The organism is Prevotella sp. P5-92, assembly GCF_002251245.1.
GTDB lineage: Bacteria > Bacteroidota > Bacteroidia > Bacteroidales > Bacteroidaceae > Prevotella.
The window spans coordinates 13,107-29,324 of the sequence record NZ_NPJG01000114.1 but is presented as its reverse complement, the minus strand read 5'-3'; the positions used below and the strand labels follow the sequence as shown (position 1 = coordinate 29,324).

General features: G+C 46.7%; 16 protein-coding genes and 1 pseudogene. 7 read left to right on the top strand and 10 right to left on the bottom strand.

The features are described from left to right. Positions 1-21 precede the first annotated feature (21 nt). The 3 genes from CIK99_RS11460 to CIK99_RS11450 all read right to left on the bottom strand — a co-directional run bounded on the left by CIK99_RS11460 (position 22) and on the right by CIK99_RS11450 (position 4,253). Positions 22-1,788 (bottom strand): 1-deoxy-D-xylulose-5-phosphate synthase, encoded by a 1,767-nt coding sequence (locus tag CIK99_RS11460; protein ID WP_094381636.1) that lies wholly within the window; start codon positions 1,786-1,788, stop codon positions 22-24. Positions 1,789-1,799: 11 nt separating this feature from the next. Further along, positions 1,800-2,336 (bottom strand): flavodoxin family protein, encoded by a 537-nt coding sequence (locus CIK99_RS11455; RefSeq protein WP_094381635.1) that lies wholly within the window; start codon positions 2,334-2,336, stop codon positions 1,800-1,802. A 303-nt stretch (positions 2,337-2,639) separates the two neighbouring features. Further along, positions 2,640-4,253: an ATP-binding protein gene (locus CIK99_RS11450; protein ID WP_094381634.1), complete on the bottom strand. Its 1,614-nt coding sequence runs from the start codon at positions 4,251-4,253 to the stop codon at positions 2,640-2,642. A 295-nt stretch (positions 4,254-4,548) separates the two neighbouring features. On the opposite strand from CIK99_RS11450, the gene CIK99_RS11445 reads away from it, so the two are divergent. Further along, a complete protein-coding gene (locus tag CIK99_RS11445) occupies positions 4,549-5,943 on the top strand; it encodes a hypothetical protein (RefSeq protein WP_094381633.1) in 1,395 nt (464 codons plus the stop codon). Here the strand turns inward: CIK99_RS11445 and CIK99_RS11440 are convergent. The 3 genes from CIK99_RS11440 to CIK99_RS11435 form a co-directional block, all read right to left on the bottom strand. After that, the gene (locus tag CIK99_RS11440; RefSeq protein ID WP_144007984.1) at positions 5,933-6,352 is read right to left on the bottom strand and encodes a DUF6078 family protein; all 420 of its coding nucleotides are present in this window, start codon (positions 6,350-6,352) and stop codon (positions 5,933-5,935) included. The genes CIK99_RS11445 and CIK99_RS11440 overlap by 11 nt on opposite strands. Before the next feature lie 76 nt (positions 6,353-6,428). Then, on the bottom strand, positions 6,429-6,569 hold the full coding sequence (locus CIK99_RS15440) for a hypothetical protein (RefSeq protein ID WP_158215979.1): 141 nt from the start codon (positions 6,567-6,569) through the stop codon (positions 6,429-6,431). A gap of 86 nt (positions 6,570-6,655) precedes the next feature. Beyond that, positions 6,656-7,861 carry a VapE domain-containing protein gene (locus CIK99_RS11435; protein WP_254047792.1) on the bottom strand — a complete coding sequence of 402 codons (1,206 nt, stop codon included), beginning with the start codon at positions 7,859-7,861 and terminating at the stop codon, positions 6,656-6,658. A gap of 447 nt (positions 7,862-8,308) precedes the next feature. Here CIK99_RS11435 and CIK99_RS11430 point away from each other — a divergent pair, with 447 nt between their 5' ends. The 5 genes and pseudogenes from CIK99_RS11430 (at position 8,309) to CIK99_RS11410 (ending at position 12,318) form a co-directional block, all read left to right on the top strand. Continuing rightward, entirely contained in the window at positions 8,309-8,626 is a 318-nt protein-coding gene (locus CIK99_RS11430) for a helix-turn-helix domain-containing protein (protein ID WP_094381630.1), read from the top strand. Between the two features lie 14 nt (positions 8,627-8,640). Then, complete coding sequence (locus tag CIK99_RS11425; RefSeq protein WP_094381629.1) at positions 8,641-9,888, top strand: type II toxin-antitoxin system HipA family toxin; 1,248 nt, start codon at positions 8,641-8,643, stop codon at positions 9,886-9,888. Further along, positions 9,878-10,754 (top strand): annotated as a pseudogene (locus CIK99_RS11420) (permease); the annotation flags it as partial. The gene CIK99_RS11425 and the pseudogene CIK99_RS11420, both read left to right, overlap by 11 nt. 143 nt (positions 10,755-10,897) lie before the next feature. Next, positions 10,898-11,227 carry a helix-turn-helix domain-containing protein gene (locus CIK99_RS11415; protein ID WP_094381628.1) on the top strand — a complete coding sequence of 110 codons (330 nt, stop codon included), beginning with the start codon at positions 10,898-10,900 and terminating at the stop codon, positions 11,225-11,227. After that, entirely contained in the window at positions 11,224-12,318 is a 1,095-nt protein-coding gene (locus CIK99_RS11410) for a type II toxin-antitoxin system HipA family toxin (protein ID WP_094381627.1), read from the top strand. Before CIK99_RS11415 ends, CIK99_RS11410 begins: the two co-directional genes overlap by 4 nt. Before the next feature lie 64 nt (positions 12,319-12,382). Here the strand turns inward: CIK99_RS11410 and CIK99_RS11405 are convergent, their stop codons facing one another. From CIK99_RS11405 to CIK99_RS11395, 4 genes are all read right to left on the bottom strand, one after another. After that, positions 12,383-13,999, bottom strand: coding sequence for an ATP-binding protein (locus tag CIK99_RS11405; protein WP_094381626.1), 1,617 nt, complete (start codon positions 13,997-13,999; stop codon positions 12,383-12,385). Positions 14,000-14,389: 390 nt separating this feature from the next. Beyond that, positions 14,390-14,500 carry a smalltalk protein gene (locus CIK99_RS15435; RefSeq protein WP_158215978.1) on the bottom strand — a complete coding sequence of 37 codons (111 nt, stop codon included), beginning with the start codon at positions 14,498-14,500 and terminating at the stop codon, positions 14,390-14,392. Positions 14,501-14,885: 385 nt separating this feature from the next. After that, positions 14,886-15,083, bottom strand: a complete 198-nt coding sequence (locus CIK99_RS11400; protein ID WP_256387404.1) for a DUF4248 domain-containing protein — start codon at positions 15,081-15,083, stop codon at positions 14,886-14,888. Positions 15,084-15,388: 305 nt separating this feature from the next. Next, positions 15,389-15,655, bottom strand: a complete 267-nt coding sequence (locus CIK99_RS11395; protein ID WP_094381624.1) for a hypothetical protein — start codon at positions 15,653-15,655, stop codon at positions 15,389-15,391. 171 nt (positions 15,656-15,826) lie between these two features. Between CIK99_RS11395 and CIK99_RS15430 the strand changes: the two genes are divergently transcribed. Next, positions 15,827-16,000: a hypothetical protein gene (locus CIK99_RS15430; RefSeq protein WP_158215977.1), complete on the top strand. Its 174-nt coding sequence runs from the start codon at positions 15,827-15,829 to the stop codon at positions 15,998-16,000. Positions 16,001-16,218 lie beyond the last annotated feature (218 nt).

Sequence of the window (16,218 nt, the reverse complement as noted above, 5' to 3'; positions counted from 1 at the left end):
ATACTCTTCTTGCATTGCTTTTTATCGGATAATCTTTAAAACATCCTCTACGATTTGCTCATCCAGCAGACGGTTGTCGCTGAGCAATTGTTGCAGGTCGAAGCGGTCGTAGAGATCTTTCTTGATGCCACCAACCAGCACTTTCATGTCGGATGTGCTGTAATAAGAGGCGATGCGTTCACCGAATCCGCCATCCTTCGAGCCGTCTTCAAGAGTCACAACAAGCCTGTGGCTTGCCTTGAGAGCCTCCAGTGTGCCGGCATCTACTGCATTCAGGTAACGAGGATTGATGAGCGTAGCATCGATGCCTTGCTCTGACAGCAGACGAGCCACATTCTCACCCTTCTGATAGAATGATCCGGCAGCAATGATTGCCACTTCAGAACCTTTATGCATCACTTTATAGCGTGACTCATAACAATACTCCGTATCAACCGTTTCGGTAGTGTGAACTACGCCATTGCTTGGGACGCGGATGGCGATAGGTTTCTTGTCCTGAATGATGGCCCAGCGAAGCATGGCAAAGTATTCCTCACAGGTTGTCGGGGCAAGATATATAAGTCCTGGAATACTGCACAGCATAGGTATGTCGAACAGACAAATGTGGGTGATGTCATTCATCGTACCTGCACCACCCCAAACCACATTGATTACAGCAGGATTGGAGTTGATGCAAAGGTCTTGCGCTATCTGGTCGTAAGTGCGCTGGATGAAGGTGCTGTAAACCGTCCAGACGGGACGAAGACCACCCTTTGCCATACCGCTTGCCATGGCGCAAGCCTGTTCCTCGGCAATGCCCATGTCGATGTGTTGCTTGCCTGCCTCTTTACGCTTTTCTGGAGAAAAGCCTGCGGCTGCAGGAGTTCCTGCTGTGACTGCGATGAGTGTAGGGTCGTTCTTCATCTCACGGAGCATCCAGTTGCTGAAGAGTTCTTCATAGCTCTCTGCACTATCAGCGCCATTTGAACTTCTTGAACCGTCCTCTACGTTGAATGGCGCACCCCAATGCCATGCTTCCTTATTATCGATAGCAGGTTGGAAACCATGCCCCTTCTCCGTATGAATGTGGACGACCGTCGGCTTGTCTGTATCCTTGACCGATTGGAACACCTCGATCAGTTTCTGCAGGTCATTGCCTTCTTTCAGATATTTGTATTCAAATCCCCACGCCTTGAACCAGTTGTGCTGGCACTCGCCATTGCTTTCCCTAAGGGCACGAAGGTTCTTGTAGATGCCACCATGATTCTCTGCAATTGACATCTCGTTGTCATTCACCACGATGATGATGCCTGTGCCCAATTCCGATGCCTCATCAAGCCCCTCAAAAGCCTCGCCGCCTGAGAGCGAACCGTCACCTATGATGGCAATGATGTTCTCACTGGTTCCCTTGATGTCGCGAGCCTTCTGCAAGCCTGTAGCCAGACTTACGGATGTGGAAGTATGACCCACTTCAAAGTTGTCATACACAGGACTTTCGGCTGGCGAGGAATATCCGCTGATGGCGTTCATGTCTTCTACTTCGCCCAGAAAACCCGATGCACGACCAGTAAGCACCTTGTGAGGATAGCATTGGTGTGAAACGTCAAACACCAGCTTGTCCTCTGGCGCGTTGAATACATAATGCAGTGCCACCGTCGCCTCCACGAACCCCAGGTTAGGTCCTACATGTCCACCATGTTTACTAACACGGTTCAATACGGCCGTACGTGTCTCTTCTGCCACAACTTTCAATGCCTCCAAATCCAGCTGTTTCAAGTCGGCTGGCGACTGTATCTTTTCTATATACATTGTAATTTGTTTTAAACTCCTTTACCCATTTCGTAAGCCTGCATCAAGCTGGCATTGCCTTCAATGTCTCTCGCATCGTTTACACCACCGCAGAAGAGATGCCCCTTGAGTGAAGACTTGCCGTAGCAGTCAATCCAACCTGTCAGACCAATCTCGGCACGTCGGGGAGTATCCTCTTCGGCTTCAGCGGCTGTGGTGAGCAGATAGATGTCGCGGAAACGATATTCCCTCGAATACATGGCATTCATGCGGTCGATGAGCGTCTTCATCTGTCCGCTCATCTCATAATAATATATAGGTGTTGCCCAGCAGACCACATCAGCCTCCTTCACCTTCGCCATGATCTCAGGCACATCGTCCTTGAACACACATGCACCCGTCTTCTGGCAGCACAGACAACCCACACAGAACTTGATCTCCTTTCCACGAAGGGAAATCTTCTCTACCTCATTGCCCGATGCCTTGGCACCTTCAGCAAACTTTTCAGCGAGCATATCGCTGTTCGACCCAGCACGGAGACTGGTGGAAATAACTATAACCTTTTTCATAATCACTTAGTGAATGATTTTACGGATGCAAAATTACAACAAACGGAACAAACAAGCAATACCTGAATTGTGGAAATTATTACCATTAACCATTATTTGTTGTCAAAGCCCAAAAGGAACCGTGACTACGGAACACGATCTCCAGGTCTTATAAGGGAAATAGTAGAGGAAGGACAATAGTCATGACAATTCCCATTATTATCTGTAAGGGCAAACCCACCTTGACATAGTCGCTGAAGGTGTAGCCTCCAGCTTGCATCACAAGAGCATTGGGAGGTGTGGAAAACGGTGAGGCAAAACACATCAAAACTTCTGCTCGTCGATGACTTTGCCTTCATTATCCACTGCACGCCAATGCACAATGTTGCGTGCCTCTGATGAAATAGTCACGCCGCATTTAGTCAGCTGGCGTCCGTCGGCTTCGTAGGGGATGGCATAGCCCTTGGAGTCTATCTGAGCCAAGGCATTATCCACGGTGTCGTCCACCTTCAGTTCGAGAACGTAGATGTCGTTCTTGGTCTTGATTACCACATCGGCTCTACCCAGAACGCTCTTCACCTCAGTGTCCACCTTGCTGTTGAGCAAAGAGAACACAACGTACATCAGCAACTTGTAGAATGCCTCCTTTTTCTTCTTCGCCATCCACTCCTTTCGGGTAATGATGTCGTAGGGCAAGGAGGCGATGTAGGAGCGGAGTTCGGTAAGTGCCGAAGACAGGTCGCCTTTTACCAATGCACGGGCCATTTCCAATATGGTGGCATTCCTGTCCCAGTCGGATATATCCATCAGATAGTTTGTCAAACTATACACCATGCCCTGACGCACCTCGTAGTTTGGGAAGTGAAGTGTATATGATTCCAACAGCTTATCATAAGATGCAATGGTAAGATAGCCACTCTGATAAAGCATTGGGACAGGTGTCGAAGCATTCTCGCAGGGCACATTAAATTCCTCCAACGACACCTCCACCCCATCGAAGTCGAGGGGGTTGAAACCGGGGAAATGTTTGAGATGCTCGATGAGCGATGCCGATGTGCCCGACTCAAACCAGTAGTGTCTGGTGGCCTTGTCGTTGAGTGCATTCAAAAGACTGTATGGGGCATATACATCCTGACTGTTCTCTGAGAAATGATAACCATCATAGTTCTTTTTGAGCACGGCGTATGCATCGTCAACGCTAATGCCAAGACCTTCAGCATATTCCTCAACGCAAGGACGCAAGACGGAGTCGAGTTCTTCCTGAGTAATGCCGCACAATCCTGAATATTCGTCAAACATGGAAACTTGTTTCAAGTTGTTCAGCTCCGAGAAGATGCTCATCTGCGAAAACTTCGTCACTCCAGTGATAAACACGAACTTAAGATATGCCCCTTCGTCCTTCAGCACCTGATAGAACTCACGTAGCATCATGCGCATTTCCTCAAGCTGCTCCGTGTCGTAGAGCAATCGCATAACGGGAGCGTCGTATTCATCGAGGATGACCACGACACGTTCGCCCGTCTTTTCACAAGCCCTGTGAATCAAGCCGCGGAAGCGTGCTCCAGGAGTTTCCTCCTCCGTATTACGTCCATAAAGCCTTTCGTAGTCGGCAATGAAGTTTCCCAGCTTTGTCTTCGCCTCGCTCACCTTAAGGTTCTTCAGTCCGCTCATTGTGAAATGCAGCACTGGATATGTCTTCCATTCCTTTTCCAAGTCCATGATTTTCAATCCCTCGAACAGTTCCTTCTTGCCCTGGAAATAAGCCTTGAAAGTGTTGCACAACAACGACTTGCCGAAACGGCGCGGACGGGCAAGGAAGACATATTTATATTTATCGACAAGGTCAAACATTATGTCTGTCTTATCAACATACACCAAACCCTTTTGTCGAATCTCTGCAAACTGGTCGGTATCTACAGGGTACTTGAATCTGCTCATATCATCTGCATTTTATTAAACGAATACTTTTCACGCTGCAAAAATACGAAAAATAAACGATACTTCAAAGAAATGGGGAAGAAATATATTGAATTCCACTTGAAAAAGAAGCCTGTGAAGGGGACACTGCAATTGTACTTGCCCCGGTGGTAATCTACTATATTTAGCACGATTTCAACCGGAGGCAATATTTTTTTCTTTGATTTATTCTTGTTCCTTGTATTTTTTCATTATCTTTGCAGCCATATTTTATATGTATCATGCATACATTGCTTGAGTGAAGCAAAAAAAGACAATGGAAATAAAACGAACAATGAGTGATGACTACGAGGACATAGCGTCGGTTTTCAGTTACGAAATGTTTGACAGGCAGATGGACTCTTTCATCGCCATGTGGAACATGCTCACCGATGCCTGGGACGACTACGGCACGCAGGAACTGACCTTCGACATACTGTCGCTCTCGCTAAAGGCAGCACGCTTGTGTCTTATGGCAGACGAGGACCTGGCGAGGCAAAACCAAGACTTGAAGAGAAGCCGCAGACTAAAGAATATGGAATATGCGGCAACCTTAGAGAAAATGGTCACGGAACGCATAACGCCCTTGGTGCAAGATGCAATAAGAAGGGTAAGGAGCGAGGGACAATTTGAAGGGCACAAATGGAAAAGGACAACGACAACGATACTTAGCATGTTGCCAAAGCTCGACGGCATTGCCAACAACGAGGAATATAAGTTCACGTCGTTCAGCAGTGAAGTGGCAATGATGGAGGGATTGCTGAACAAGAAATACAAGCCTACGAAATATCCCGGCATGCCGTCGGAAGAACGGTTGTGGAACCTTCTGCTGCTCTTCATGCGGACCACCTATCTGATGATGCATTTCAACAGGGCAGAAAACCTTTGCGGAGTGAGTCTGAGCAACGAGGAGGCAGGACTGATATTCGAGGCTTCCATTCAGCAATATATCGACTCGCCCAAGGGCAGGGAAGAACTTGACCTGTATTTCGCCACGCTGAAATACGACAACGACGGATGCGAACTTACTGTCAACCAACTGAAGGAAGCCCGACGAAGGCTCCGCGAGGCTGTGCCCCAGTCGTTGCAGCTTGTCTTTCTCAGCCATGCGGGCAACCTTGAGGCAATGGCACAGGATTTCATTGCCAAAGGCGGCTGCAAGGAAGAGGACTATGATCCTTTTGTGTCGGCTGTGGCAAAATGGTTTATCATTGACCAGTGGATACGTTCCATCGAGCATCCAGAGGTGTGCGTCACGGCAATATACAACCAGGTTTTCCACAAGACAGTCAACGGTCGCCTCGTCGATATGGAAAGGCTTCGTCACTGCATTGGGGAGATGGCGAAAGCCATCACCAGGAAGAGCCATTGGTTCTGCCTTTGGTGTGTCCTTCGCCACCATAACCTCATTGCCGACATTTCGCATGAGCATTTTGCCCAGCAGATGATGCACCCCGAATGGTTCGGACACCTGCCTGCCGACAAGCATTTCTCTGGCGACACACTACGCGAATACTCAGGCTATTTCACTCTCTACGACTATGCCGCATGGGACAACTCGGCATTTCTCGACTACCGAAACCTTAACGGCAAGAAGAAATGGTCGGAAAAGCTGTGTGACAAACTGCTGAGGAAATGCCTTGAGATGGAAGACCTCTACGTCAAGGTTTGACAAGCACTACCTCGTCGGCGTAGCGGTCGAAGCCAACCGCAGGGTTGCCGCCTTTCTCCTTGATTTTTTCAAGCAGCCGTCTCTGCATTTCAGGACCAAGCGGATAGTCCCCACGCTTATGGCGATAGTAGGTTGACTCGCTTCCAAAGCCGGCTGACAGCCAAAAGTAGTTGGCGTTTCCCTTGGGAATGCTGTCGTACAACTTTTTGAATCCGTATGCCATACGTACCGTTTTTCTTACGAGTCGGTGTTCGCAACCATTGTCGCCATGGCTGACCATGTCGGGGTTAAGTGTCAGATACTCCATCCTTTCGGCTTTCGCCTCCAGATAATTCTCGTGGCGGGCACATTCGCCGCTCTTCTTGCATGCCGACAAAGGGCATGCCGCGTTTTTACTGATTGTAATCATAAATTTAAGTATATGTTTTTATTGATGATAGCTTATGCTATTGTTAAAGATAACTTATGTTTTGCCGACTGTCACCTTACGACAGCCGCCTGTCATAACTGTGACAGTCGGCTGTCATAGTAGTGACAGAGCCGTAGGAGACGTTACGCTTCATCGGCATTAACGTCTCGTTTGCGTCGTATATAAGCCTGCTTGCGTGGCACTCTACACTCTGCATTATTTACGTCTTACTCTCTGATAATCTGTAAGTTACAGAATGTAGAGTGCCTCTCGACTCTACATTCACTCTACATTCACCCTACATCATGCGACCTTGAGTGGCACGAGATGGTATTTCTGTCCTTGGGTGAATCTCTTTGACGTGCAGCCCATGCACTTTAGCGTCTGCCCTATTTTTATCTTCGTGCTGTTCGATGTCTGCAGGCTCGGATAGAGAGTCTTTAGAGTATCAAGGATTGTCTTGCTGTTCACCCATTGTCCCTCTTCTCCCTGAAGCGGCAAACGGAAGCAATTGCCGATCATCGTCTCCATGTCGTCGGTACGGAAGAAGGGCAGGTTCAGCTCCTGTATTCTCTTTGTCTCGTCGATGTTGAACCAATAAGGAGTGTTGCCTACAGTCAGCTCGTAGTAGAGTTGGGCATACAACTGCTCATAGTCGATGGACGAGGAATTGTCAATAAGTTTCCCTCTCGGTATCTTTATGCAAAGATAGCGTCGTGAGCCGGTTTGGTCGCAGAGCGGATGCTCGTCGTTGGTTGTGGCAATGAACGAGGCATAACGTCGGCGATCTTCCTGGCTTCGCCCGAAAATCGGTCTGCCGTTCACCTTCCTCTTTGAAAGCGTTTGCTTCAGTCTGCCTTGTTGCGACACTCCCATGTTGGCAAACTCGTCGATGTTGACAATGAGGTTGTGGGTAAGAGCCATGTCGGCGTCAAACTTGTTGGTGAAGTTGATGTGGTCGAGGAAGTAGCAGCGCAATTCCTCAGGCAGCAGTCTCACGGCAAAGGTTGTTTTTCCGCAACCTTGCTCGCCAATCAGAACGGGGACACATTCGTTGCCGTGAACGCTGTCCATCTGCATCCAATGGGCAACAGCCGAACGAAACCAAGTGGAGAGAAACGCCAATTGCTCGCTGGTCAAACCAGGTATTCGGCTGAACAGATCGGCAACGTGGTTTTTGCCATCCCATGCGGGAAGTCGGGAAATCCATTCGGCTATAGGGTCGTAGTCGGGCACTGCGTCGGAGTTGACATACTCCTCAATGTCCTGTTTCGGCGACTTGTTTTCGCCAATGCCCTCCTTCTTTGCTTTCCTCACTATCGAGTTCAGTGTCTCGGCAGTGAGCGGAAGCCATTGGTCGCAGCCGTTGCACCTCACTTCGGTTTTCCCCATCAGCAGGTTTCTCCTGAACTGGAAGTTCTCTTCTAAGAACGATTCTACAAGGAATACCAAGCCTGCCGTTTCTGTCATTTCAAAGGATGACTCCTTTTCAAGTAGTTCTTTTTCCATTTTGAATTAGAATTGATAAGATTTACAATTCCGGTATTCGGCTTCATGGCAATTAACCTATGTAGGGGAAATGTAGAGTGAATGTAGAGTCAGGAACCACTCTACATTCATTAAGTACTTGAAAACAAGGGTTTTAAGTCAAAATAATGTAGAGTGTAGAGTCCTGACGACATCCCCCTGCAAATCTCCGCCACAGGCAAGCCAACGAAACCAAAGACCGCATCTCCCATTTTGGAAGACGCTGCAAAATTACAAACAAAACTTCCTCTTCCCAACTTTTCCCCTCGCCCTGTCCTGAAAGAAACGTGGCTAAGGGGAAAAAGCGGAGGACTGCGGGGAAAACAGCGGGGAAAAATTCCGTGGATATTTTACGATGCCAACGTATAATTTGTGATATTTTAACGCGGAATATTTGGCATTACAGATGATATTTCATACTTTTGCACTATGAATTTGATTTATGGAGATACCAATGCGCAGATTATCTCACGAATGGGGAGTAACTGCAAGCGTTATCGCATTGCCGCCAAGCTCACACAGCAGGAATTGGCTGACAATGCAGGTGTGGGCATTGCCACAGTAAAAAACTTCGAGAATGGAAAGTTGCGCAATGTAACCCTCGAATCCTTGTTGAGGATAATGAGGGCTATTGGCATTTTAGAACAAATCGAGGGAGTGCTTCCCGAGTTGCCCGTGTCGCCATTTGAAATGGAGGAAATTCAAAAGAAACTAAAAGGGGAGCAAAGGCAGAGAGTCAAACATTAAGGAAGGAGTTTAGTATGAATAACGTTTTGAAAATCACGCTATGGGGGTATGATGTCGGAAGATTGGTGTGGGACGACAAGGAGAGAAGGGCTTTTTTTAGCTTCTCTCCATCATTCCTGTCGGCTGGATATGACATTGCCCCATTGACGGCATCCATCAGCAAACCATATCTTCGTCAAGGTGGAATATACAAGGGCAACATACAACGAAAAATATATAAGGGATTGCCTGAATTTCTTGCAGACTCGCTACCTGACCGTTGGGGTGAAAGTCTTATTTCAAGATGGCAGCATGAAAATATGCCCGACGTGAAATTCACCCCGGTTGACGCATTGGCGTTTATGGGTAAGCGTGCCATGGGGGCACTGGAGTTTGAACCGTGTTTCGACCAATGGAGTGCTCCGGTGGATTTGGAGTTGTCCTGTCTTTATAAGATAGCGGATGACATTCTCAACGAGAGGTCTGAGGCTGTGGATAATGTGAATAGTGCAAGTATGCAGAGTCTGTATCTCGTTGGCACATCAGCAGGAGGTATGCAACCCAAGGCAATTATTGCCATCAATGAGGATGACGGTACAGTTAAATCCGGTCAAATACAACTTGAGGGTAATTTTAAGTATTATATTCTGAAATTTGACAGAGTCGGGCGTTTTCCATATACCCTAATGGAAAAGACGTATTACGATATGGCTTTGGCATGTGGAATAAAGATGATGCCATCAAGGCTGATTACAATAGATGGGCATAGTCATTTTATCACTGAACGCTTTGACAGGGCAGGGAATGACAAATTGCATATCCAGACACTTGCAGCCTTATCTCCTGACGCAGATTGTTATGAGGACTTGATGAAGACTGCCCGACTGTTGAGAATACCCGACAACGAGCTGGCGGAAATCTTCCGCATAGCTGCTTTTAATGTTTTTGCGGCAAATGTTGATGATCATAACAAGAACTTCTCGTTCTTGATGGGAAGAGATGGGCATTGGCATTTTGCTCCTGCATACGACTTGAACTTTACGGTGGATTTGCATGGGTCGCCGTTGTATCATCGCCATGAATTGACTTTATGCGGCAAGGACAGGAAAATCACCCGTGACGATATTCTCAGGTTTGGTGACGACTCCTGCATCAGGAATGCATCTTCTATCATTGACGATGTAGAATACGCCGTGAGTCATTTTCCCGACTTTGCCGCAGCCAATGGTATTGACAGAAAATACATTGATGAGATTGGCGGATACCTTATTGGACAAAAATGAAGTTCTCATCATTGTTAAACATTTCAGCATCATAATGGGCATTGTCAATGCCTATTTCCCCTGTGTAAAGACTGCGCAACTTCCTCACATCAAGGAAACTCTACGGGATGCAGTATCTGCTCGCCTCATTGTTTGGAGCCATCACTCCCTTCTGTTCCTGTTCAAGCATACCGCTGTTCATCGGATTTGTCAAGGGAGGCATCCCTTTGGGTGTGACCTTCTCTTTCCTCATCACCTCACCTCTTGTCAATGAGGTGGCAGTGGCCATGTTTGCAGGCACTTTCGGATGGAAGGTCACCACGGTTTACGTTGTCAGCGGAATATGCCTTGGTATGATTGGCGGTTATGTGCTGGGGAAGATGAAACTGGAAAAGAACCTTAGTCCTTGGGTGCAGCAGATGATACAGATGAACAATATCCCGCAGGAGGAAATTGAAGAGTCGCAATCTTCACTAATCAGGCGATTGCCTCAAATTGCCAAAGAAGCATTGGGGATAGTCCGCGGTGTCCTTCTCTATGTCATCATAGGCATCGGCATCGGAGCCGCCATACATGGTTATGTGCCAAGTGGATTCTTTGAAGCATATTTGAGCGGCGAACATTGGTATGCCGTACCATTAGCAGTCGTGCTTGCCGTTCCGATGTATGCCAATGCTGCAGGCATCGTACCTGTCATTCAGGTTTTTGTTGCCAAAGGTGTTGCATTGGGCACAGCCTTGGCGTTCATGATGTCGGTAGTAGGTCTCTCCTTGCCAGAAGCCACCATGCTCAAGAAAGTGATGAACATGAAGCTCATAGGTATCTTCTTCGGCACCATTGCCCTGTTCATCATCCTGCTGGGATGGTTGTTCAATATGGTATTGTGATTTTGCGGTTGAGTCCCTTGTCCTTTCTATTAAAAAACTTTAATGATTGAAAGAAATAAAAGTCTTTTCTTGGATATATTGAAATAAAGCGATAATTTTGCAACTGATAATATTTTATTTGTTTCTTATAAACAACAGACGATATGGACAATATGTTATCAGTTTTGGAAAACTATATGCTTGACAATCCCGATGATATAGCAAGGGGGATTGCCGACGACTTTCGCAAGCGCAGGATTGAGAAGAACATCACTCGTGAGGAGATGGCGGAGAAATCAGGTGTGGCTGTAAGCAATATTATAAGGTTTGAGCAGAAGGGACTTATCTCGCTGAAAAACCTTATAGGCATTGCCATGGCATTGGGCTACACTTCTGAACTGAGACATATTTTCGGTCAACCCAAATACTCCACTATGGACGAACTGTTGCAGATACGCAAGAATACGGGAAAGAAAAAGGCACATAGGATATGAAAACAGAGAGACTAACAGTGAAATATCAATCGAGGACAGTGGGACGCTTGTCGCTCACTCCCGACAACAGACTGTGTGCATTCGAATATGATGCAGGTTGGCTTGCGGATGGATTCAGCATATCCCCTCTCGAACTGCCATTGCGTGAAGGTCTTTTCATAGCCAAGCCTCGTCCGTTCTATGGTAATTTTGGAGTGTTCGAAGACAGCCTTCCAGATGGTTACGGACGTTATCTGCTCCATAAGGCATTGATGAAGCAAGGGATAGACGACAGTAATTTGTCGTCGCTCGACCGCTTGTCCATTGTAGGCGGCAGCGGTATGGGTGTGCTGGAATACTATCCTGAAACGAGGATTCCGCTGGACGAGAATTATACGGACTTTGATGAGCTGCAACAAAAGGCTTTGGAAGTGTTGGATGAACGCCAAGATGATGATGCCTCACTGCTCTTATATAACAGCGGAAACAGTGGAGGATGTCGCCCTAAGGCCATATTCGAGGACAATGAAGGCCATTGGATAGTGAAGTTTCGTCACACCTACGACCCTCATGACATGGGCATTCGGGAATACAGGTATAATGAGGCTGCCAGACGTTGTGGTATTGATGTCCCAGACTTCAAACTTGTGAACGGAAAGTATTTCACTACACGACGTTTTGACATTTCGCCTGATGGCGAGCGCATACATGTGGCTACAGCCGGAGGACTTCTCGGAGTGTCAATATCCGAACCGGTGCTTGACTATACCAATCTTCTTGCCCTCACGGGTTATATCACTCAGAACAAGGACGACGTGGAAGACATGTTCCGGCGTATGGTGTTCAACTATCTTACAGACAACAAGGACGACCACTGCAAGAATTTCAGTTTTATGGTGATACGTAATGACAAAGGCAAATGGATATGGCATCTGGCTCCCGCATACGACTTGACCCGTTCCACAGAGGGATACAATGGCGAGCATGCCACTTCTGTCAATTCCACGTCACGTCCCGCCTATGACGACTTCCTTGCTGTAGGCGTAAAGGCGAAGATTCCCCCAGCTCGTTGCCGGGAATTATACGAGCAAGTGAGGAAAAATATTATATAGATTTGGGACATATTGCTAAAAAAAAGATTTTTCATGCTGACTGTTATATCCTATAAATCAGATGTCATTCATACTTCTGCTCGTCGATGACCTTGCCTTCATTGTCAACCGCACGCCAATGCACAATGTTGCGTGCCTCTGAGGAAATCGTCACACCGCATTTTGTCAGCTGGCGTCCGTCGGCTTCGTAGGGGATGGCATAGCCCTTGGAGTCTATCTGAGCCAAGGCATTATCCACGGTGTCATCGACCTTCAGTTCGAGAACGTAGATGTCGTTCTTCGTCTTGATTACCACATCGGCTCTACCCAGCACGCTCTTTACCTCTGTGTCCACCTTGCTGTTGAGCAAAGAGAACACAACATACATCAATAACTTATAAAATGCCTCCTTTTTCTTCTTAGCCATCCATTCCTTGCGGGTGATGATGTCGTAGGGCAAGGAGGCTATGTAGGAGCGGAGCTCGGTAAGTGCCGAAGGCAGGTCGCCCCGTTTCAGGGCACGGGCCATGGCAAGAATGCTGGCATCACGATCCATGTCATCTGTGTCCATGAGATAGTTTGACATACTGTCAACCATGCCCTGGCGCACCTCGTAGTTGGGGAAGTGAAGTGTATATGATTCCAACAGCTTATCATAAGATGCAATGGTAAGATAGCCACTCTGATAAAGCATTGGAACAGGTGTCGAAGCATTCTCGCAGGGCACATTAAATTCCTCCAACGACACCTCCACCCCATCGAAGTCGAGAGGGTTGAAACCGGGGAAGTGTTTAAGATGTTCAATGAGCGATGCCGATGTGCCCGACTCGAACCAGTAGTGACTGGTTGCCCTGTCATTGAGTGCATTCAAAAGGCTATATGGAGCATAGACATCCTGACTGTTTTTAGAGAAATGATAGCCGTCATAGTTCTTCTTGAGCACGGCGTATGCCTCATCTATGCTGATGCCAAGACCTTCAGCATAATCCTCGACACAAGGACGCAAGACGGTGTCGAGCTCCTCTTGGGTGATGCCGCACAGACCTGAATAGTCATCTATTAGGGATATCTGATTCAGGTTGTTCAGATCCGAGTAAATGCTCATCAGAGAATACTTCGTGACTCCAGTGATAAATACAAACTTCAGATAGGCACCCTCATCCTTCAGCACCTGATAGAACTCACAGAGCATCATGCGCATGGCTTCCAGTTGCTCCGTGTCGTAGAGCAACCGCATCGTAGGTGCGTCGTACTCATCGATAATAACGACCACACGCTCGCCCGTCTTTTCACAAGCCCTATGGATCAAGCCACGGAAGCGGTCACCGGGAGTTATAGACAGCGGGTCGCATCCATAAATGCGCTCGTAACCACGAATCATCGTCTCTAACTTTGACTTCGCCTCGCTCACCTTAAGGTTCTTCAGTCCGCTCATTGTGAAATGCAGCACGGGATAGGTCTTCCATTCCTGCTCCAAGTCCATGATCTTCAATCCCTCAAACAGCTCTTTCTGGCCTTGGAAATAAGCCTTGAAGGTATTGCATAGCAACGACTTGCCGAAACGGCGGGGACGGGCAAGGAAGACATACCTGTATCGGCTGGCAAGGTCGAATAGTAAGTCTGTCTTGTCAACATACACCTTACCATCTTCACGAATTCTCTGAAACTGGTCGGTATCTACAGGGTACTTGAATCTGCTCATATCATCTGCATTTTATTAAACGAACACTTTTTACGCTGCAAAAATACGAAAAATAAACGATACTTCAAAGAAATAGAGAAGGAATTTGGCTCCCCTGCAAAAAACACGCCCTTTGTTTATTATCCGATTTGATGGCTTTCGTTTTACCTATAGCAATGATAGGTAGAACCCTTAATCATTATTTGCACATTTTTAAAGAACTATTATTGTTAAAAATACATTAAAAATCAGAGCGCTAAATCAACAATACAAATGGGTAAATCCAGCACGTTTTTTGGAACGACAAACTGGACACTCTAATTGGTTATGTAAACCTTCTTCACCGCGGGGAAAAATTAGTGCAACGAAAAGGAAAAGGGCGGGCATCGTGATTGATGCCCGCCGCGATCGTTATAACATGGCCATGCAGCTGGTGACGCCGAGGGTGGTGGCGATGGCTGTGGCGATGGAGACGAAGAGCTGAAGGATCAGTTTCCAGGTGGATCTGTTTGTTGTTGACATAGAATTTGAAAATTTAAATGTTGAACAATTGAATTATTTAACTCGCTGTGTAATCGGAAGGTGGCTCCTTCTGGCCAGTAAAGGGGACCTTTCGCTTTCCAAGTGCAAGGGTACTACATTCTGATTTGGCGATGGTCGTTGTTGGACGTTGTTGGTCGTTGTTTAAAGATGGAGCAATCACATGACAACTGAATCGGGTAATCACTTGTTAACTGATTCGGGTAATCACTTGTTAACTGATTCGGGTATTCAGTTGTGAACTGAACAGGGTAATCAGTTGTAAACTGAACAGGGCAATCAGTTGCATACTGAACAGAGCAATCAGTTGAATACTGAATCGGGCATTCAGTTTGCAACTGTTTCTTCTGAGCCGAAGCCCAGAGGATTACGGGTCTCCGAGATATTCCATGATGATTCGCACTTGCCTTGCAGTAAGGTCCTTCTTGTGCTTTCGTGGCATGCCAATCTCCTTGAGGGCAGCCACAAGATCGGGACAGTTCTCTATCCAGCGTCGCAGGTTGCGAACCGCCTGGTCGGGAGTCTTGTCGGGGAAATACATAATTGCTAAATCTCTACGCTTCACGGGGGAAAGAAAATTAAAAATTAAAAATTAAAAGATTAAAATCTTAAAGATTAAAGAGTAAAGGATTCGTGTGGCGCAAAAGCCGGTTGATGTAGGGTCTTTACTTTATGCAAGACCGAAATCTGGCGGGCTGGATGCGGACGAGTGGGCATTTATGTCGTCATGGTGACAGATGTGACAGATGGATATGCAACATTTTATTAAATATTTAATTCAGGCCTACTATTAGTAACCCTTAATTTCAATTTACGCGAAAGTATGTATATTTATCTGTCACAAGTGTCACATCTGTCACGCCTTTGGACTTAAAATGGCATGTCTTTTGGGGGTGGTTCTTCACCATCGGGCAAGACGTTGCCTATGTCGGAGGCGGGTCGCTCATAGAGCTTCCAGAAACGGCCGTCGCGCGTACGATACTGTTCGATGCCCATGTCCTGCAGCGCTTTACCGACCTGCACAGCCGACAGCCTTACCTGGCCACCGAATCGCGCCACGATGTCGGAAGCGGTGAGATATACAGGTTTCTCGTTCTCGCAGGGCTTGCGATAAACAGATAGAGTCCTATGATTCATTTCCGAAAGTACAGGAATGTTAGTTCCTGAAGTTTAAAAGTGGACAAATCGGGAAAAACAAGTCGTGATTTGATAAAAAAAGGTGAAACCATGAAAATTTTCTCGTTTTGGCTAACTACTATTGAAAAATAGTACTATCTTTGCACCACAACTTTTTAAATTTAATGAATTATGAACGAGAAAGATATTAAAAAAAAATTGGTTGCCGACAACGAATTGCAATCAGTGTCTGGTGGTTATGTTTACAAAGGCGTTGAGTACAATACCATGGCAGATTTGAGAGATGCCCTTTTACGGGGGCTTATCACTGAAGAAGATGCTCAGATAATTGGTAAAAACATCTAAGTAGCAGTCTTTAATCCAAATAAGGATTATTGTTACACTGCTATTAGTTCAAACCCCTTCAAACCCTCTTAATCCTTTTCCACAAACACCTTTACGGCATCGATGTATTGCCAGAAATCGGACTCGGTGCGCGGTACAGGGGACACTGACCTGTCCCCTGTACCGAATGTTTGTTGCCATAATCGCTCATTCTTAAATTCTGTGTAAATATAGGAAGA